Below are 19398 nucleotides of genomic sequence, written 5' to 3'. Positions count from 1 at the left end.
CCATTGCCGGGGAAATTAAGAAAAAGTCGTAATCTTCAGCGGCCCTGGTTATCGTCGCGCCGCCACTGTTTTTTCGGCTTGGTTCAGCCGGGCTCTCATCACCGACAAAACGTCGGCGTGTTTCGCAGAGGTCGCGAGGTTGACGTACTCCGCGGGGTCTCGCTGCAGATCGTAGAGTTCCTCACCGTCCGGCCAACGTGCGTAGCGCCAGTGGTCAGCTCGGATCGCTTTGCCAAATTTTCTTCCACGTCTCACGACTGTGTACACGAATTCCTTGCCGGGCAATGCCGGATCAGAAAGCATGGGGACTAAGCTGGTACCTTGAAGATCATCGGGAGGAGTCACCGTACAGAGTTCGGCGAGCGTGGGATAAAGATCGATCAGTTCCACCAGGCCGTCGCTGGACGAGCCGGGCTGTGTGAGGCGAGGGACGCGGATCAAAAGCGGCACACGGTTGCAGACATCGAACAGTGTCACCTTGCCCCACATGAAATGCTCACCGAGCTGATAACCGTGATCGGAAGTCAGCACGACGATCGTGTTCTCCCACTGGCCGTTTCGCTTTAAGCCCTCCATCAACAGACCGATTTGCGCATCGATGAAGGAGATACAGGCGTGGTAGGCCTGAGTGTATTCGCGTCTGAGTGCGTCGTTTTCGACGCCTAGCTCGAAACCGAAGCCTTGGAATCGTTTGACCATCGCCGAGCGCGGAGCTTGATTCCAGAATCCTGCCGGCGTCAATGAAAACTGCAAGCTTTCCTGGGGATACAGCTTGAAATAAGCGTCGGGGGCGAGAAACGGAACGTGGGGTTTTTGGATTCCACAGACGATGAAGAATGGTCGTTCGCCACTTGGTTTTTCATCAAGCCAAGACACGACCTGCCGGACATTTTTACCATCCTTGTGTTGTTCGTCGTGAAGTCCGGACGGGCCGTATCCTGGGCGAGGCCGACCATGCGTCTGCGTCGAAAGTGTACCCAAATGCCTCTTCCAAAGACGTCGATTCTTGCCTTTGTCGACGGGACCGTGCTGGGCCTCAAAAACCTTTTTAGCTGCAGTTACGTGCGGCATTTCATCGTTTTCGAAACGCTGGAATTCGTTCCAGGCGAGCGGGCCTTGCTCATGTTGTGGCGAATGAAAAACCTTTCCCACAGACGCCGCCCAATACCCTTGTTCCTTGAAACATTGCGGCAGGGATCGCGTGTTGGGGCGCGTTGTTCGGATGTCGCTTTTATTATCGAGAACCCCGGTTGATTCGGGATACAGGCCGCTGAGAAACGAAGCGCGCGACGGTCCGCAAACGGGATATTGGCAATACGCCCGGCCGAAAGTCATCCCGGCTTCCGCGAGCTCCTCCAAATTGGGGGTCTTGATGTGCGGATACCCAGAGGTCGAAACGTGAGTGTTCAGATCATCGCAAACAATAAACAGCACATTCGGCTGCGGCGTGGGGTCCGCTGCACGACTATTGCTTACACACAATACACCGGCGAGCAACAGGAAAAGAGGGACTCTCATTGGATTGAATCCTGGGCGTTTGCGTTTGATTTCTTCAACTTTTTCTCAGCAGCTCGTTGTCGCCTGCGTTCTGCGCGCTGCCTGCGGCGTTCTTTCTTGCGGTCCGACAACTGATCCGCTGGACGATCCTCCCAACGTTTGCTGCCGCCGGAAATCGGTGCGGCCATTTCCCCGATCCATTGGTCGAAGGCGCTGTTCATTATTTTAACCCTCTCGGGATGCTCGGCAGTTAAGTCTGTTTTCTCTCCCGGATCGTGAGCCAGATTGAACAATTGTTGCTTGTCCTTCATTGCGTGCATCTTCCAGTCGCCGCTGCGGACTGCCCACTCGCCACTGTCGCCCCCTTCGCTCCAATACAGTGTATCGTGGTGAGCTGTGCGTTGGTCGGTGAGCAGTGGTAGCAGACTCTTGCCGTCGAACTTGTTTTTCGTTTCAGGATTCCTAGCGACCGCGTCAAGAACTGTGGGCAGGATGTCGAGGGAGATTACCGGCGTATTGATGGTGCGTCCGCCGGAGAACTTTGCCGGCCAACTAACGATGAAGGGTGTGCGGATTCCCCCTTCATAGAGGCTGCCTTTGAAACCACGCAGCGGAGTGTTATTCGCACTCATGGCCTTGGAGCCACCGTTGTCGGTCAGGAAAAACAGAATCGTATTGTCGAACAATTCTTCCTGCTTGAGCTTTTCGACGACCCTGCCGATCCCATCGTCCAGGTGCTTTAACATCGCCATCAGGACCACACGTTTGTCGTCCAGGTCGGGAAACTTTTTGCGGTACTGTGCAATGGTCTCCTGCGGCGCTTGGGGCGGGGCGTGAACCGCGTTGTAAGCCAGATAGAGAAAAAATGGTTGCGCTTTGTTCCGCTCGATAAACTCGATGGCCTCTTCGGAGAGACGGTCCGTCAAATAGCCTTCATCGTCGATCCGTTTTTTATTGCGATAAAGGGGATGCGCGGATTTGCTTTCGGTGTCGGAATGCAAATCGAAATAATCGTGCCCGCCGCGTCCCATGAACTTATAACATTCATCGAAACCACGGTTCATCGCGTGCCATTTGAGCGCGGGATAATCCTCGTCCAAACCGAGGTGCCATTTACCAATCGCCGTTGAGACGTATTCATCCGGAAGAAATGAGGGAAAAATCGGCAACTGCGGATCAAAACCACGTCCGCCATCGCCGGCGGAATAGACTCCGACGCGTTGCTGATAACGCCCCAACATCAACCCGGCTCGGGTGGGAGAGCAGACATGCCCACTCGTGTAGGCCTGTGAGAATGTGACTCCCTCTTTCGCCAGCGCGTCCATATGAGGTGTCGACACCTCTTGGGGATGATGCGGATTGAGGCTGATGTCAGCAAATCCCTGATCATCCGTCAGGATCACCACGATATTGGGAGGAGCGGTTGCGGCGTTGAGTGACGCACCAGCTAGTAACACCGAAGAGACAAAAACCGCCGTGGTCATTTTCATGGGGGGCACTCCGGACGAACGATCGTCCATGATGACTTTGTGTCGCATTAAGAAATCTCTTAATGCAACGGAATGGAAACGTGCGCCTTAGGAAAGCTCCAAGTCGTCATCGGGAGCTTCAACGGCTCGTTTCACGAGCACGATCTTTTTTTCAGCGGGTGAGTAGGAAACCTCATCCATGATCGCCGGAATCATCACAAAGCCGCTCAACCAAGATCTGTCCGCTGCTTGCGATTCTAAATCGGGGGGCAATCGAGAAACATCGATTCCCGCACCCTCGTGACTGATCGTGAAGGTCGCTTGCTCACGATTGACCACCGTATGCAGTTCGATACTGCGTTCGGTTGCCGGGGACTCCATACGCTGCTTGATCGCCACCTCTTGAAACTCGGAGTCCGTCCATGGGCCGCTTAAGGCCAGTTCAAGGTTTCCGTGATGGTGGGCGATCCACAAACCGTGTCCCACGGCGACAGCGACGCGAACGCGTTCCGCTTCATCCCCCAAGGGAAGACATCGCAACACCTCTTGGACTCGATCGACGAGTGGCGAAATCAGTTCGGGATCGTTCTGAAGTCGGAATCGGCAATCCAGGTCCTGAAGTGAGTGAAACAACCGCGAATGCAGCCGGTCTGCGTGTGATGCATTGAACAGTCGTCGCACGGCTTGCGGCAAATGTGAGCTCAACGATGCTTTGGGGACATAGCCTGACGCACCGATTTTGAGTGCTTCGGCGGCAATTTTTTCACTGCCCAGGGCAGTCATAATAATCACCGGCACCGAGGGGTGTTCTTCACGCAGGGCCGCAACCAACTCAAGCCCGTTCATCTCGGGCATCTGCAAGTCGGAAACAACAAGGTCGGGCCGCGTCGAGGAAATCTGATCCAATGCTTCGCGACCATTTGTGGCAAAGGAGAGGATGATATCGTCTTCGCGTTCCAGTAATCCGCCCGCCAGTGCACGATCAATTCCAGAGTCGTCAACGATCAAAACGTTCGGCATGGATCTGTTCTCTATTTTACAGGATCATCAAGGCGATCATGCATCGGTGGTTAAGTCCCAGCGTTTTCGTGGTGTTGGTTCTTCGTCTTCCGATTCATCAACCAATTTGTCGATGTCTCGATTTGACAATCCCAGCTGTGCCATCAGCGGTTTTCTGAATTGGAAGTCGGGCTCGTCTGGAAGGGGACGCGGGCCCTGCCCCTCGTATTCTAATTGAAAGCGTTGGTCGGCGATCGATAACTGTTGTTGGGGCAAAACCCAATCCTCTTTACAACTTTTGCCTTCGATGCGGATGCCATTGTGACTTCCCAGGTCTTTGATGCGCCAGTAACCATCGGTCAATGACAATTCGCAATGTTTGCCCGAAATAGTTTTTGCAGGGATCACAATATCGCAAGGTGGTTTGCGGCCTATGATAACGGGAGTTTTCGTGAGTTGATGGACCCCACCTCCACCGACCGGCACCAATCGCCCCAGCGGCCCGGCCATGACTGGCTTGCGTGACTCCTTCCCCTGCGTGCCACTCCGCTTCGCAGCTACGGAGCCTCTTATGCCGAGGTTATGCTTGGGGGCCTCGAAGCTGATGCGATAACGATGTTTGCCGATGGCAATCTCGTCACCAGGCATCAGGCGTTGCCGTTTGCAGATGCGGCCATTGATCTTCAATCCCCCAGGGCTGCGGAGATCGTCGATAAACCACCAACCGTCGATCAACTCCAACAGGCAATACGCATTCTCCTGCGAGAGACGTCCCGCTGAGGCGCTCTTTTTCTCGCGGCCCATAAACAGTCGCTGCTTATTCAGCGCGACCGAACGGCCCCCCGAAGCTGGCATGAGGTATCCGTACATGCTGTCGATTATATGCCGTCGACTATGGGCTGTAAACTACGGTCAAGCCAGACAGACCGGATAAGGTCAGGAACTGAAGCCGGTCCGCAAACTGGTCAATTAACTGTTCCCTAAGTTATAAAATCAGTTCTCAAAAGCTTCGTTCGCTGTGAATAGCAAGTGACGATAGTCCCCTGCCACGGATCACACAAACATGGATTGTGTCACAATCCGTTGGAAAGCCGGCGAGTCTAATAAACCTGGACGGCGAGTCCTGGTGGAAATCCAGTCGGTTGTCGAAGGGGGTGCACGTGGCATGCGTTGATGAAAGGCACTGAGACAAGAGAGGCCGCTGGCCCAAGTTATACCCCAATAGCATGCTCAGAGTTTTAGACTTCCGCTCCCAGGGCGATGAGTTTCTTTGTCGCTGCTTGGCGTTTTGCCGATCGTGCGAGAACAAGCGGTGTAATATCTTCGTTATCTCGTGCGTTCAAGTCCGCGCCGGCCTTGACCAATGCACGGATTGTCTCCCCTCCGACGCCTCTCGCGGAGATCAAATGTAGCGCCGTTCGACCAGCAGCGTCTTTGATGTTCGGGTTCGCTCCGTAGCTCAGCAGCTTCCGAACCCGTGCTCCGTGTCCGTGGTTGGCATCGTGATGCAGCAACGTTCGTGTATCAGGTCTTTCGTTGATGTTCCAATCATGATCGAGAAGCAGTTCAATTCGCTCGCTCATCGTGTCGCTGGGCATGTGTTTGAGTGAACCTCGATTTGGGTCACCGCCCCTATCCAGCAGAAATCGTACGCCCTCTACCGTGCCGAATCTCAACTGCAATACGAGCGGAGTCTCATGTACAGTCGTCAATACATCGATATTCGCGCCTGCGTCCAAGAGTAGCTTCCCAACAACTACAGACCGCCAGTAGTGAATTGCCTGGGCTATTCCACGACCAGCAGTGAATTCGGCACTCGCCAGATGCGGATCTGCAAGAAGTTGATTGCGGACCTCATCGATCCGATCCTTAAGTACTGCATCGCGGAAGTCGCGGACCCGGGCGGGAATCAACAAGTCAGCGATGAGCAAGTGTGCGCGCTTGAAACTATGGCCACCATTGCCATTGACGAATGCGTGTAGCAATGGATACCCGACGCCACTTTTATGGCTGGCAAGCTCGGGGTGGCGATGGACTAATGCCTTGGCTTGATCGAGGTCGCCGTTCCTAAACATCTTGAGAAAGGAATCAGCGTGTTCTTGCTTCATGTTCGATTCCAGTTTGTCTCCGCGTCCGCCATTTCGTAATTATCTGTCTCCTGTCCCATCGATGGACGGTTGAGGCTTTCATGCAATTCTGGGAGCAGGTCAGATGATCGTCGGCCCATCACAACAGCATACCAACATCACTCTGCATTAAATCAACCGGTTTGGCTTGGCCCAACGAATTCGTGAGAGTAGCACGTCGCCACGGGCTTTGTCGCGCGGCATCCATTCGCCGGCTGTGACCCACGATTCTTCCGGGCTGGCATTGGTGACGTTGAAGTTGCCCATCAAGGCCACGTGGTCGGGATCATTCACGCCGTCTCCCGCCAGCGGCAGCACGACACGTTCCGTGGTTCGGATCAGTTGCAACGTCTTTGGATCAACCTGCGCCATAAACAACGGCGAACGCCAGCGGATGACGTTACGGTTGGACGCATCTTTCCGCGTGTAGACGAGGCACAACCCATCTGAATGCGTAAGCCAATGTTGTTGCGTGGTTGACATGGTCAGCGGCGTTCCATCATCCCAGGCCCAAGGGGTTTTGTCGTTCCAGTTCAGACCGTCGTCGCTGACACTCACATAACCGCGATCATCTTCGGCGCGCATCGTCAGATAAAAGCGTTGGGCAAAACGTGTGAGCGACGGCTCTAGCAGACCACGCTTGTGGGGATGCGTCAGCGCCGGTCCGACCTGTTTAATACGTAGCGTTTCACCGTCGAATCCGCAGCGGACGCCGGCCACCGAGCGATGTGTCGGTTTGTCGCCGAATGTCAACGCGAGCAAAATGTCGCCATCGGGCAGGATCACGCGTTGGCCGCAATTGTTGGTATAGATAAACGAGCCGCGCGGATTATCCCACTCTAATCGTTTCCGCTCTGACCACGATCCGTCCTGTTTTCTCACGGTGTAGACGGGATACCTTGCCAACTGGTCGCCGCGGGCGAAACGTGGACCCCGGTAGAAAACAACGTGCCCCATCGCCAGGACCGATTTGGTTTGTTCATGATACTGAGGAACCACGTCACAAACGCCCGCCTGGAGTCCCTCATGATCGGGGACCGGAACGCGGCCTAGTGCGGGAATCGGTTGCGGCTTGGTCCAGACCTTGCCGAGATCCTTGGAAGTCGACCAATGGACCGGTCCAAAATAATCGGACCCACCGATCTCTTGTAACGTCATCAACGCCATCGGGACGCCGTCCTGGTCCGGCAGCCGACATGCGCGGGGATGAAACCACGTGACCGACTGACCATCTCGATTGCGCCACAATGTCTCTGTCGAAATAGAGCGGACCAGTTCGTTGCTGGACTGGGCCAAAGCCGGACGACTGAGCATGACTGCTCCAGCGGCGAGAAACTGACGACGATCGAGGTGATTGATCATAGCAGAAGGTCCTGTTGTTTTTGCACTGAACGCAAGAGACTGAAGGTGTAACGCAACAGCGAAGAGCAGTGGTGCGATTTCTTGTTGTTATTTGTGGTGAGGGAATTCGGATTCCGTTCACGCAAGGATTTCCTGCACCACGTTTCCATGCACGTCGGTCAGACGGTAGTCACGGCCGGTGTGTCGGTAGGTGAGACGTTCGTGGTCCAAGCCCATGAGGTGCAGGATCGTCGCGTGGAAGTCGTGAACGTGGACCGGATTCTCGCTGGTATTGATGCCGTATTCATCCGATTCCCCATAGGTGATGCCCGGTTTCACCCCGGCGCCAGCAAGCCAGGATGAGAAAGCCCAATGATGATGCTCGCGACCAGCGGCACCGGCAGCGGCGTTAAACGGCGTGCGGCCGAACTCAGTCGTCCAAACGACAAGTGTCTCTTCCAGCATGCCTCGCCGTTTCAAATCGCGTAACAAACCGGCGATGGGCTGGTCAACATTCTTGGCCAGTGGGGCGTGGGTGAGCATGTCGCCGTGCGCGTCCCAGTTATTCGACGAACCAACATCGATCAGTTCCACAAACCGGACGCCACGTTCGACGAGCCTGCGGGCGACAAGACATTGCCAGGCGAAGCCCTGTGTACTGCCACGCTGTAACCCGTAGAGATCCAACGTCTCATCGGATTCCTTGGAGAGATCAAATACGCCCGGCATCTCGGACTGCATACCGAAGGCGGTTTCGAATGACTTCATTCGCGCCGTGAGCAATGGGTCATCACCCCGCGGCGTGAGATGCCGCCGGTTGAGTTTTTCCATTGCTCGGAGTTCCAGTTCCTGTAAACGGTTGCTTGCGGCGCGGCGCTGGATGTTGGCAACCGGCTCGCGTCCAGGGACAACGAGCGTTCCCTGATGTGCCCCCGGCAGAAAGTCGCTCCCCCAGACTTGGCCCCCCGCATAGGGTGATTTTGGCGCGATGGCGATGAACGACGGTAAATTGCGATTCAGTGTTCCCAGGCCATAGCTAACCCACGAACCAATGCTAGGCCGCGCAAACGTAAACGAGCCAGTGTGAATGCCGAGCGTCGCCTCATAGTGGTTCGTATGGTCCGACTTCATCGAGCGGATGACGCACAAGTCGTCAACACATTCGGCCATGTGTGGGAACAATCCGCTGACCTCCGTGCCGCATTCTCCGTGCGGAGCGAAATCCCACTGCGGACGCTTGAGGAACATGTTGTAGTCCCCTTTGCGGCCTTGAAATTCATTGATCGGAACTGTTTTTCCCGCATCGGCAAATAACTTCGGCTTCGGATCCCAGGAGTCCACATGAGAGACGCCGCCGCTCATATACAGAAAGATAACTTGCTTCGCTTTCGGTGGGAAATGCGTTGGCTTGGGTTGTAGGGGATCGGGCGGAACCGTCATGGCGCCGTCGGCGGCCAGCAGTTGTGATACGATTCCCGGCAGCAGCGTCGAGCCGCCGACGATGGAGCGCAGCATGCCGCGGCGAGTTAGTTCTGATGCGAGTTTGTCTTTCATGAGATCACTCAATCCACATGCAGAAATTCATTGCTGCCGATCAACGTGCGCAAGTAGGCAGCCAGCGAGCGGGTTTCGATGTTGTCCATTTTTGCCGCACTGAGTTCAGCGCGATAGGCCGCGAGGAACTCGGTTGCTTCGTGGCGTTCCGTCTCGGTCGGTAAACGGCCAACGGCGCGGGACCAAGCCCGTTCGATCACTTCTGTTTCATCGGCGCTGGCCGCTTGCAAATGAGTCGCCCACTTTTCGGCTTTCTTGTGGACAAACGGATCGTTGAGAAAGAACAACGCCTGTGTCGGCACCGTCGTCCCGAGTCGTTCAGCAGTCGATGCATTCGGGTCAGCACCGTCGAACAGTGCCAGGAACGGATGCCGTTTAAGACGTTGCGTCATCAGGTAGACGCTACGTTTGTTGTGGTCATAAACTGCGCTGAACGGGCCGTGTTGCGAAAAGCCCCAACTGGTCGGCGCCGGAAACGAATGTTCGCGCGCGGGTGTCGTATCAAGCTCGCCACTGACCGCGAGAATCGCGTCACGAATTTCCTCAGCACTGAGTCGCCGTCGCGAAAAGCGAACGTAAAGATCACTTATGGCTGCTGTGGTTGGCGGTTGTGTTTGCGCCGTCGTTACGACTGAGGCTTGTTGATACGTCGCGCTCAGCATGATCAACCGGTGCAGTGACTTTACCGACCAGCCGCCGCGCGTAAATTGTGTCGCCAAATGATCGAGCAAGTCGGGGTGCGTCGGGAGAATTCCTCGGACTCCGAAGTCGTTAGGCGTTTTGACAAGTCCACGGCCAAAGTGGTACTGCCAGATGCGATTGACCATCACGCGCGCAGTCAACGGATTGTCGACGCGCGTCAGCCACTGGGCGAGTTCCAGCCGCCCGCTCCCCGGTGTCTCTGCTTCTAGCAGACCGCCGCCAAGTACTTTGATGAAACCGCGCGGGACTTCGTTGCCGGGTTGATCCGGCTCGCCGCGGAGTTGAATCCGCGCATTATGCGGCGTCCCTTCAGCCATGCCGTAGGCCATCGCAAACGGCCCCTCTGCAAGTAGCTTATTGATTTCCTCACCAGGGTGAAACGACTCGAGTTGTTGGCCAATCACCTTGATCCTGGCACGCCGTGTTTCGCGGTCAGTATCCGCCGCTTCAACTGGATCCGCTTCAAACGTGGGCAATCCGGTTGCGGAGACCACAATATTGTCAGCGTCGAGGGCAGGCCGCACACCGCCGATGTGGCCGTAGCTGTCGATAAACGTGTAATCGATCGTCCCGTCCCAGGTGGCCGACAATTTGCCCGAGAACTCCACCTGACCCGCGCGGGACGTGAGCAGGCCGGCATAGGTCTTGGTATTCAAGTTTAGTGTAAGTTGGACCTGATACCATGCGCCCACAACCAACGGGCCGACGACTTTGTGAGCTTTGGCGCTGGAACGAAAAAATGTAGTGCCGTTGAAGAATAATTCAACCGCCGCCGAGTTACCGGGGCCGTGGCCGAGATAGTAACGCCATGAACCGTTGCCTCCGGCGTCCATGTTCGCACAACGAAAATCAAAGCTGACGAAGAGTTGCCCCTGATCGTTGGGCGTCGCATTGCTGATCTTGCGTCCAAAACCGTCGTACTCTGCCCGATTCGGCATGTGGATGCCTAGTTCGCCTGGAGGGAAGGTGTTGCGGAATGGGCTTTGCGAGCTGTGCAACGCTTCGACGACACTATTTGGTCCCGGTTCCCAAGGGCTGGCAAGGGGGTGGTCTTTGGTCTGCAATTCAAAGTCGCCGTCGAAGCCAGTCAGCTCCGCTAGTTCTTGCGTCAGAGCGGCGTAATCCAGTTCATTGGTCCCTGCGGCGCGTGTCGGCGGCTCGAGCGAAACGCGCGCGATGGGTGAGTCGTAGATTCCGAGATTGTCATATTCAATGGCCGCAAGTGTTGTGCCCGTATGGCTGCGGGCGTCCAGCACGACCAAGTCGATGGCACCGGACCACCCGAGCGAGAACGGCTTGCCTGAGAACTTGGTGATACTTTCCGGCGTGCCGAGGCTGCCTGACACGGTACGGTGCTTCAAATCGAGAGCCAGTTGCAGATTGTGCCATTCATTCGGCTTCAGGGGGCCAATGGTTTCAAGCGTCTCTCCGATCTGCAAAGCCAGGGATTCTGGTGAGATGAGGACTTCGATGGCAGGTGAAGCCGGCATGCTTCCGATCCAGAAACGATGCGGCTCCGTGACGTTGCCATCAGACGCGGCTGCACGAAAGTCGAGGTTCACGTAGAGCACGTCACAGTTGTCCGCGGAACGGCGCGGGTAGAGTGCTTGAGCGACCCGATACTCACCTGCCGCGGCGGGGATGCTGATGCCCACTTTGCCGCGCGGATAGAGATTCTTAAACGGGCTTTGTGCCGTATTCGTAACGGAAATTTGTCCTGCAAACAGCCAGGGCGGAACAAGCACGCCATTACTGCCGCCCGCCGCAGCCGCCTGCATCTCGAAGTCGCCGTCAATGTCGTGCAGGGATCGCAGGATTGCGGTCGGGGCCTGTTGATTTTGTTGTTCTAGACTGGCTGCTATCGACGCCACACGTGCATCGAATTCAAGCCATTTGTCCCGTGACTCTTGCACTGGTATCAATGGCAGCATGGCCCGGACTTGTTTTTTTTGCTCAGACCCAGGGAACGCATAGCGGCTGCTGTCGAAGATGCCGTACAGGCCGTAGTAGTCCCGCATCGACAACGGGTCAAACTTATGGTCGTGACAGCGGGCACAACCGAGACTCAAACCGAGCACCGATTGTCCCAGTGTGTCGATCGTGTCTTGAATGGTCAGGTGGTGATAATTTTCCGAGTCGAAGCCGAACCGTCGCGAGATCGCAAGAAATCCGGTCGCTGTCGCCCGCTCGGCATAACGCTCGCGCGGACCTTGCTCGGCTAGAATATCCCCCGCAATTTGTTCACGCAGGAATTCGTCATAGGGCTTGTCGTTGTTGAACGCATCGATAACGTAGTTGCGATACCGCCAAGCCAGCGGCACCGGGTAATCTGCCGTCTCGCCTGCTGTGTCGGCGTAGCGGACCACATCGAGCCAGTGCCGTCCCCAGCGTTCTCCATAAGTGGGAGACTTGAGCAATCGATCGACGACTTTTTCAAAAGCCTGTGAAGAAGCATCTTTCTCAAATGCCGTAACCTCTGCCGGCGTCGGCGGCAGTCCCGTGAGATCGAAAGTCGCTCGGCGAATCAGCGTCCGTTTGTCAGCGACCGGCGCGGGGTGAACTCCCGCCGCTTCCTGCTTTGCGCGGATGAATGCATCGAGACTGGTTTTTACCCACGCTTTGTCATGTACAAGCGGCGGTTGGGGATCACGGATCGGCTGGAACGACCAGTGTGTCGCGACTTCAAATTTCGCGGTATTCGCAGGCCAGACGGCTCCCGCATTGACCCACGCGACAAACGCCGCAACTTGATCGGGACGCAGTGCATTGTCCTTATCGGGTGGCATTGCATAGACATCCGCCTGCCGCTGAATCGCTTGGATGAGCAGGCTCTCGTCTGGATTGCCCGGCACGATCGCAGGACCGGAGTCGCCCCCTTCGAGGAGCGCCTCCAACGAATCGACGCGGAGCCCCCCCGACGTCTTCGTATCATTGTGGCAACGCAAGCACGAGCCGACCAGGACCGGTCGAATCTTCGCTTCAAAGACGTCGTCGTTTTCATCCGCGCGGCTGCTGGTTGGAAGCAGACTCAACAGCAAAATCGCGATCAGCCAAATTGAGGATTTCATGGTTGTCGTTCTGCGTCCCGTGTGAACTGCTATTCCATGAATGGTACCACGTGTTGTGTGGGATTCAGCATAACATCCCAGCAAAGAAGATTCACCGTCAACGCGGCCCGACGACGCAAAACTGTCGGCCCTCTTTTTTTAATCACAATCCGTTCTATGAACACGACTTGCAGAGTCGATTCAGCAAGAAGATACTCACCATTCTCAGTGGATCAAATATAACGGCAAGGTCCTAATGATCTGATTTCAAGTGAGTCCGTGTTCCTCTGGAAGTGAATTCCATATGCCCCACAGCGATAACCAACCCATTGTCCCCGGCATTTTCCTGGATGCGGCGGGACAGGCGACCGTAGATCCGGGGTTGGCTGATTTGCTATTCGATCTGGCAATTCAGCTCGAAGAACCGACGAACTTGCCGGTCGATGTTGAGCATGTTTTGGCGGCGATTATTTTGGCGGCTCGCAAGGGTGAGCTGGACTCAACCACACCGCTCACCTCTGATGCTGCGTTGGTCGAGGTTTTAGTGGGGCATGTGAAATCTATATTTACCGATTACGATGGCAGAGTCGGCAGGGACGACTAACAGCGCATGTTTGCCAGGAAACCTAAAAAGAAATGACCGACAATACGTTTTTACCCGGTCCCAGGGAAAACACCGTGAGATCTGCGGATGGGAATGTCCTGACGGTTCCCGCAGGCTGGGCATTACTTTTGCCCGGTGATGCGGCTTTGACCCGTCGCGTGAAGACTGCTGGGGAGCATTGGGTCGTGCAAGAGAAGAAAGGGCGAAAAGTTTTCTCTCGCGGCGTCTGGGCTCCGGCGGACACGATTGAGCAAATACGTGCGGATCTCGAAGCGGAGCGATCCACAGAGGCGTATGCCAAACGAAAATTGGCAAGCGCTCGCCGCCGCGAGAAAACGCAAACGGAATATGTCGATGAATTCTTCGAAGCCGTTGTCGCCTTCCTCGACTTCCATTCCAATCACGCCGAGCTAGCGCAGCGGATGGCGCGGGCGATTACCCAACACGCCACACCGGTGGGAAGCGGCACGGTGGCTCGCACAAAGCGAATTCCCGTAGAACAACGGGCCGAAGCAGCCGTCATTGCTTGGATGCGGCACCAAACCACCGCCTACGACTCCATGCCGATACCACGTGTCAAAGGCAAACGACGTGAAGTGCGCCGCATGCTCGCCCAACATTCTAAAGGCATCTTGAGTCATTATCGGCGCGGCGAGTTCATCTCAGAGGATTGTCCGCTACAGCGAGCTTTGGCAGAAATCACACCCGGAGAGAAAACACCATGAAAACAGGACGTTACCGACACTACAAAGGCAACGACTACATCGTCATCGGAGTTGCCAAACATAGCGAAACCGAAGAAGAGTTGGTCGTATACCGGCAGGATTACGGCGAACACGGACTTTGGGTCCGCCCCAAGGCGATGTTTTTGGAGACCGTTGAAGTCGCTGGGGAACAGGTCTCCCGTTTTGCGTTTGTGGGCATCGACGAACCGTAACCGGCCCGTGAATCTTGCTCTCCGATTTTAAAGCCCTGAATTATTTCGAATGGAAACGTCCCGATGTCCGACCAAGCACTCCGAGACCACGCCATCTACCTGCTCAATGGCGGCGGTGGGCACTTGCACTTTGACAAAGCGATTGCCGATTTACCCGCTGAACTCCGCGGTGCCATAATTCAAGGTGTCTCCCATACTCCCTGGCGACTGCTGGAGCATATGCGGATTGCTCAATGGGACATTCTAGAATTTTCACGCAATCCCGATCACGTCTCTCCCGATTTCCCCGTAGGATACTGGCCCGACGGTGATGCACCGCCAGACTCAGCAGCGTGGCACGAGACCGTGGCAAGCTTCAAATCCGATTTGCAGGAGATGGTGGACCTCGTCTCTAATCCGGCGACGGACCTGTTTGCTGTGATTCCTCATGGCAGTGGGCAAACGATTTTGCGTGAGGCCCTGTTGGTGGCTGATCACAACGCCTACCACTTGGGCCAATTGGTTGTGATTCGCCAGGCATTGGGCGCTTGGCAGGCTTGAAATCACTTCAACCACAGTACTGAGCGTCTGCACTAACTCGCTCTTGCTTCAAGCTTCCACACTGATTGCCGGGCTGCCTTCTATTTGAGCTTCCAGGACTTTCTGCCGACGGACTTTGCGAACGACCACGCGCACCTGTCCCCGTTCGAGTGTCTCGCCTCCCTGAACCGCTCGGCCAAGATGTCCAATGATCCATTCATTCAGGCTGCGTGCCCCCTGCTGCGGCAAATCGTTGGCCAAGTCGATTTTGGACAACTCCGCAAGATGGTTGAGGGTGATGCCGCCACCGACTATCCACCCGCTGCCTGTGGGGACAACATGAGCGGGAAGCCGATCGTATTCGTCCTCAATCTCACCCACGAGTTCCTCGATCATATCCTCTAATGTGACCATGCCCACGACATGCATGGCATCGTCACGAACCAGCGCAATGTGTCGGTGTTCTTTGATCACCGTTTCCAAACAGGAGGAGGCGGGAGTGGTTTCCTCAAAACTGGTGATGGTCCGCACAATAGCCCGCAATGATCGGTCATGCGGCGACAACCTCATATGCGCAACAATATCCTTGAAATTGACGTAACCGATGATCGCCTGCGGGTCGTCGGTTCGTTCCGTCACGGGAAACCGAGTGTGCATGTCGAGATGGGCGGCGACCAAACAGTCACTGATCGACGCATTGACGTCGAGCATACTAATACTGCTGGCCGGGAGCATGATGTCTTGAACTAGACGTTGGGACAATGCAGTTGCCCCATGAATGATTTTCTCCTCCTGGGCACCGATTTGGCGAGACCAGCGGGCTAACGTGGCGCTCGCATGCAGTTCTTGGAGTTCAGGAGACTCCGTACTAACCTGATCGTCGATCCTGGTTTGCCAATGCCGTTGCCCCAGCTTCATCAACCAATTGACCGCCATCTCCAAAAACCGTACGACCGGCCACACGCTCCAAGAAAACCACTTGATCGCATTCGACATCCGCAAGCAGACCCACTCTTTGTTGCGGATGGCAAAGACTTTGGGAATCAACTCGCCAAAGATGATCGTGGCGACGGTCAACGGCACAACCACCGCCGTGATCGCCCAAAATTCCGCAGCTCCGACCGATATCTGAAACGTTTCGCGCAGGTACGGGGCGAATTTCTCGGAAGCCCCCGCGCCGCCTGTCGCTGCAGCAATGGCTCCAACGAGCGTAATGCCCAACTGGACCGTCGCCAAACTCGATTCCATGTTCTCCTTCATGTAGAATGCAGATTTCGCCCCCGCGCGTTTCTCCTGCAGTAAGACCTGCAAGCGCGACAAAGAGACGGAGGCCAGCGCAATTTCATAGCCTGCAAAGATTCCATTGACCGCAATCATGCACAGCACGATGATCAATTCCACCCCCCACATCCCGTTCTCCTTCGTCAGCAATGTTGCGTCTGACTGCTACTGGTCGTTGCTTCGATCAAATTCGAGCTTGGTACCGATCTTGAGGGGAATTGTAGACAGCACCCCGCTCTAGAAAGAAGAGACGCCAGATTCGCGACACGGAGAGGCAGTGCGTCTCATCAGTCCAGATTGAATTTGCCACAAACCTCGGACTATCGAAAACCTGGAATCAGCATCATTTCCGCCTAATAGTGTGAGGTTCCTCAAGGTCTTGGAACAGAAGGGGAATCCGGAAAATGTTCAATGATGGGCTGGCCTGAGAGCACAGACTTAGCGAAAACAAATTTCCGACGTCGTTATCCTGGTCAACGCAAATTTTTTCCATCACTCGCCTTTAATCGGCGGCTAGAATTCCTTTCGACGTGTATTGGACACATTTCCACTGTATAATATTCCCCTGGCTGATTGACGATTCGAATTTCATCGAAATTCACTGCTAGGCGTTGTGTCACAGCAGTTCTCAGTGCTGCGGCGATCACATTCTTAGCGATCATAGTGTTTACGATTCCAAACCTCGGCGCGGTCGAAGTTTCATTTCTTTCTGGTCGATTAGCACTTCTAACTACGTTGCCATTATGAGTGCGCCTGCGCTTGGAATGGTCTTCGACTGGGACCTGATTGAGACAATCAAGCGGTTCATTCAGGACCGAGTTATTGGTCGCAATTAAACAGCTACAGGAAAAGTAGTAATGAATCTTGTGTTTCACACGGGCGTGGGCAACGTGTTGGACCTAGAACGCAACCGACGGACGCTACGGCTTGTGCCGCTTATGTGCTGCGTTCTCTGCTTGACTTTTTCCAGAGCAGCGCAGGCTCAAAATGGGGATGGTTCCGTCCTGCCGTTTCCGCCAACTCAAATGAATCAAAGCGTGGCCAAACCGCGACTTCAAGATTCCACCATGAAGTGGCCCCAGGATCCACAACGACTTCCCGCCGATTCCCCCAATATTTTGATCGTACTGATCGACGATGTAGGCTTTGGTATCTCCGAGACCTTCGGCGGCGAGGTTCACACGCCGACGATGACCAAGCTCGCCAACGAAGGTATTCGCTACAATGCGTTTCACACGACTTCAATCTGTTCCCCGACGCGGGCTTCGCTTCTGACGGGACGCAATCATACACGCGTCGGGACCGGTACCATCGCAGAACGCGCCATTGCCTTTGACGGCTACACCGGCGTGATCCCCAAGACGGCTGCGACCATTGCTGAAGTGCTGAAAAACTACGGCTATCACACCTCAGCTTTTGGCAAGTGGCACAATACCCCCGCCACCGAAACGACCGCGATCGGTCCCAAGGACCGCTGGCCGAATGGCTACGGATTTGAGCATTTCTACGGCTTTCTCGCCGGGGAGACTTCGCAATACGAGCCGCGCCTTGTAGAAAACTACGATGCCGTCGAGCCTCCGCACGACGACCCCACCTATCATCTCACCCAAGACATGGTGCAAAAATCGCTCGCCTGGATCGACGAACACCAGGCCTATGCACCCGACAAGCCGTTTCTAATGTATTGGGCGCCAGGGGCCGTCCACGGACCGCATCACATCTTTCCCGAGTGGGCGGACAAATACAAAGGCAAGTTCGATGACGGCTGGGATGCCTATCGGGAACGCGTTCATAAACGTCAGCTTGAAATGGGCATCATTCCCCCCGGCACGCAGCTCACGCCCCGCCCCGAAACGATGCAAGCTTGGGCGGATATTCCGCCAGACCAACTTGCCTTCCAACGCCGCGGTATGGAACTGTTCGCGGGATTTGCTGAACACACCGATGCACAAGTCGGCAAGTTGATCACAGGCCTTGAAGAGCGCGGCCTCCGTGAAAACACACTCATCATTTTTATCTACGGCGACAACGGATCCAGCTCCGAAGGCCAGCAAGGTTCCATCAGTGAATTGCTCGCGCAAAATAACATCCCGAACACTGTTGAGCAGCAGCTTGCTGCGTTAGAAACTCTGGGCGGCCTCGAGGTCCTCGGTTCATCCAAGACCGACAATATGTATCACGCGGGATGGGCCTGGGCTGGAAGCACTCCGTTTCAGGCGACCAAGCTCGTGGCTTCGCATTTCGGCGGCACTCGTAACCCGATGATCATCTCCTGGCCTAAAGGCATTCCTCCAGACAAAACCATCCGGAATCAGTTTAGCCACGTCATCGATGTGGCACCGACCCTCTACGAAATCTTGGGCATCACGCCACCCAAAGTCGTCAACGGCCAAAAACAGATACCCATCGACGGAACAAGCTTCGCCTATACATTTACCGATGCGCAAGCCAAACCGCGCAAGAATGTCCAATTCTTCGACAACAATGGCAGCCGCGCCATCTACAAAGATGGTTGGATCGCATGTGCGTTCGGCCCGTTCATCCCGTGGAACACACCCGCATCGGTCCCCCGCGTCGCAAAATGGGATTCTGCCACCGACGAGTGGGAACTTTACAATGTCACGCAGGATTTTTCACAGGCGAACAATCTTGCTCAAAGCATGCCGGAAAAACTTGCGGAGTTGAAAAAAGAATTCCTTTTGCTCGCCAACGACAACAAGGATTTCCCGATCGGCGCCGGCAACTGGCTGCGTTTGCATCCCGAAGATCGCATCACCACGCCCTACACGAGCTGGACATTCAATGCCAATACGCGGCGCATGCCTGAGTTCACCGCGCCCGGATTGGGACGAGAAAGCAACACCGTCGAGATCGACCTCGACATTCCCAAGAATGCCAGCGGTGTGCTGTATGCACTGGGCGGTTCCGGCGGTGGCCTCACGCTCTATATGGACCAAGGCCGCCTCGTCTACTTGTACAATATGCTGATCATCGAGCAATACACGGCCCGCAGCGCCGAACCGATCCCCGCCGGTCAGCACAAGATTAAGGTCGTCACCGATATCACTGGGCCTGGACAATCGGGAACCGTCACTTTTTTTGTGGACAAGAAGCAAGTCGGCCAGGTTGAACTCAAACGCACAGTCCCAGTCGCATTCAGCGCCAGCGAATCCTTCGATGTTGGCGCAGACCTCGGATCAACGGTTTCGCTCGACTATTTTGACCGAAGACCGTTTGAGTTCAACGGCAGTATTCAGAGTGTCAAAGTGAATTTAAAAAAACGTTAGACCGACGAGGTCCTCAAGTAGAAAATTCGGCCCAA

General features: G+C 55.3%; 14 protein-coding genes. 5 read left to right on the top strand and 9 right to left on the bottom strand.

Annotation, left to right across the window (positions count from 1 at the left end; all coding sequences use genetic code 11):
• Positions 1-48: 48 nt before the first annotated feature.
• The 8 genes from CA54_RS04515 to CA54_RS29150 form a co-directional block, all read right to left on the bottom strand.
• Complete coding sequence (locus tag CA54_RS04515) at positions 49-1518, bottom strand: sulfatase (RefSeq protein ID WP_146369656.1); 1470 nt, start codon at positions 1516-1518, stop codon at positions 49-51.
• Positions 1515-2987: a sulfatase-like hydrolase/transferase gene (locus CA54_RS04510; RefSeq protein WP_146369655.1), complete on the bottom strand. Its 1473-nt coding sequence runs from the start codon at positions 2985-2987 to the stop codon at positions 1515-1517. The genes CA54_RS04515 and CA54_RS04510 overlap by 4 nt, the downstream gene beginning before the upstream one ends.
• 87 nt (positions 2988-3074) lie before the next feature.
• Positions 3075-3986 (bottom strand): response regulator, encoded by a 912-nt coding sequence (locus CA54_RS04505; protein ID WP_146369654.1) that lies wholly within the window; start codon positions 3984-3986, stop codon positions 3075-3077.
• A 36-nt stretch (positions 3987-4022) separates the two neighbouring features.
• A complete protein-coding gene (locus CA54_RS04500; protein WP_197532200.1) occupies positions 4023-4820 on the bottom strand; it encodes an FHA domain-containing protein in 798 nt (265 codons plus the stop codon).
• A gap of 383 nt (positions 4821-5203) precedes the next feature.
• Entirely contained in the window at positions 5204-6073 is an 870-nt protein-coding gene (locus tag CA54_RS04495; protein WP_146369652.1) for an ankyrin repeat domain-containing protein, read from the bottom strand.
• A gap of 147 nt (positions 6074-6220) precedes the next feature.
• Positions 6221-7453, bottom strand: coding sequence for a sialidase family protein (locus CA54_RS04490; RefSeq protein WP_146369651.1), 1233 nt, complete (start codon positions 7451-7453; stop codon positions 6221-6223).
• A gap of 117 nt (positions 7454-7570) precedes the next feature.
• Entirely contained in the window at positions 7571-8986 is a 1416-nt protein-coding gene (locus tag CA54_RS04485; RefSeq protein ID WP_146369650.1) for a DUF1501 domain-containing protein, read from the bottom strand.
• Positions 8987-8994: 8 nt separating this feature from the next.
• Positions 8995-12756, bottom strand: coding sequence for a PSD1 and planctomycete cytochrome C domain-containing protein (locus tag CA54_RS29150; protein WP_197532199.1), 3762 nt, complete (start codon positions 12754-12756; stop codon positions 8995-8997).
• A gap of 283 nt (positions 12757-13039) precedes the next feature.
• On the opposite strand from CA54_RS29150, the gene CA54_RS04475 reads away from it, so the two are divergent.
• The 4 genes from CA54_RS04475 (at position 13040) to CA54_RS04460 (ending at position 14816) form a co-directional block, all read left to right on the top strand.
• Positions 13040-13339: a hypothetical protein gene (locus CA54_RS04475; protein ID WP_146369649.1), complete on the top strand. Its 300-nt coding sequence runs from the start codon at positions 13040-13042 to the stop codon at positions 13337-13339.
• A 32-nt stretch (positions 13340-13371) separates the two neighbouring features.
• On the top strand, positions 13372-14064 hold the full coding sequence (locus CA54_RS04470; protein WP_146369648.1) for a DUF2293 domain-containing protein: 693 nt from the start codon (positions 13372-13374) through the stop codon (positions 14062-14064).
• Complete coding sequence (locus tag CA54_RS04465; protein WP_146369647.1) at positions 14061-14276, top strand: DUF1653 domain-containing protein; 216 nt, start codon at positions 14061-14063, stop codon at positions 14274-14276. The genes CA54_RS04470 and CA54_RS04465 overlap by 4 nt, the downstream gene beginning before the upstream one ends.
• Before the next feature lie 63 nt (positions 14277-14339).
• The gene (locus CA54_RS04460) at positions 14340-14816 is read left to right on the top strand and encodes a DinB family protein (RefSeq protein ID WP_146369646.1); all 477 of its coding nucleotides are present in this window, start codon (positions 14340-14342) and stop codon (positions 14814-14816) included.
• A gap of 48 nt (positions 14817-14864) precedes the next feature.
• Here CA54_RS04460 and CA54_RS04455 read toward each other — a convergent pair whose 3' ends face one another.
• The gene (locus CA54_RS04455) at positions 14865-16205 is read right to left on the bottom strand and encodes a hemolysin family protein (RefSeq protein ID WP_146369645.1); all 1341 of its coding nucleotides are present in this window, start codon (positions 16203-16205) and stop codon (positions 14865-14867) included.
• Positions 16206-17014: 809 nt separating this feature from the next.
• Between CA54_RS04455 and CA54_RS04450 the strand changes: the two genes are divergently transcribed.
• Positions 17015-19363, top strand: coding sequence for an arylsulfatase (locus CA54_RS04450; RefSeq protein ID WP_146372269.1), 2349 nt, complete (start codon positions 17015-17017; stop codon positions 19361-19363).
• The last annotated feature ends 35 nt before the right edge of the window (positions 19364-19398 follow it).

The organism is Symmachiella macrocystis (assembly GCF_007860075.1).
GTDB classification, from domain to species: domain Bacteria; phylum Planctomycetota; class Planctomycetia; order Planctomycetales; family Planctomycetaceae; genus Symmachiella; species Symmachiella macrocystis.
This window is presented reverse-complemented; position numbering and strand designations above follow the sequence as displayed.

Bases quoted from the DNA above. Each gene is read 5' to 3' on its own strand.
- CA54_RS04515 (WP_146369656.1), bottom strand. From the start codon at position 1,518: ATGAGAGTCCCTCTTTTCCTGTTGCTCGCCGGTGTATTGTGTGTAAGC.
- CA54_RS04510 (WP_146369655.1), bottom strand. From the start codon at position 2,987: ATGAAAATGACCACGGCGGTTTTTGTCTCTTCGGTGTTACTAGCTGGT.
- CA54_RS04505 (WP_146369654.1), bottom strand. From the start codon at position 3,986: ATGCCGAACGTTTTGATCGTTGACGACTCTGGAATTGATCGTGCACTG.
- CA54_RS04500 (WP_197532200.1), bottom strand. From the start codon at position 4,820: ATGCCAGCTTCGGGGGGCCGTTCGGTCGCGCTGAATAAGCAGCGACTG.
- CA54_RS04495 (WP_146369652.1), bottom strand. From the start codon at position 6,073: ATGAAGCAAGAACACGCTGATTCCTTTCTCAAGATGTTTAGGAACGGC.
- CA54_RS04490 (WP_146369651.1), bottom strand. From the start codon at position 7,453: ATGATCAATCACCTCGATCGTCGTCAGTTTCTCGCCGCTGGAGCAGTC.
- CA54_RS04485 (WP_146369650.1), bottom strand. From the start codon at position 8,986: ATGAAAGACAAACTCGCATCAGAACTAACTCGCCGCGGCATGCTGCGC.
- CA54_RS29150 (WP_197532199.1), bottom strand. From the start codon at position 12,756: ATGAAATCCTCAATTTGGCTGATCGCGATTTTGCTGTTGAGTCTGCTT.
- CA54_RS04475 (WP_146369649.1), top strand. From the start codon at position 13,040: ATGCCCCACAGCGATAACCAACCCATTGTCCCCGGCATTTTCCTGGAT.
- CA54_RS04470 (WP_146369648.1), top strand. From the start codon at position 13,372: ATGACCGACAATACGTTTTTACCCGGTCCCAGGGAAAACACCGTGAGA.
- CA54_RS04465 (WP_146369647.1), top strand. From the start codon at position 14,061: ATGAAAACAGGACGTTACCGACACTACAAAGGCAACGACTACATCGTC.
- CA54_RS04460 (WP_146369646.1), top strand. From the start codon at position 14,340: ATGTCCGACCAAGCACTCCGAGACCACGCCATCTACCTGCTCAATGGC.
- CA54_RS04455 (WP_146369645.1), bottom strand. From the start codon at position 16,205: ATGTGGGGGGTGGAATTGATCATCGTGCTGTGCATGATTGCGGTCAAT.
- CA54_RS04450 (WP_146372269.1), top strand. From the start codon at position 17,015: ATGTGCTGCGTTCTCTGCTTGACTTTTTCCAGAGCAGCGCAGGCTCAA.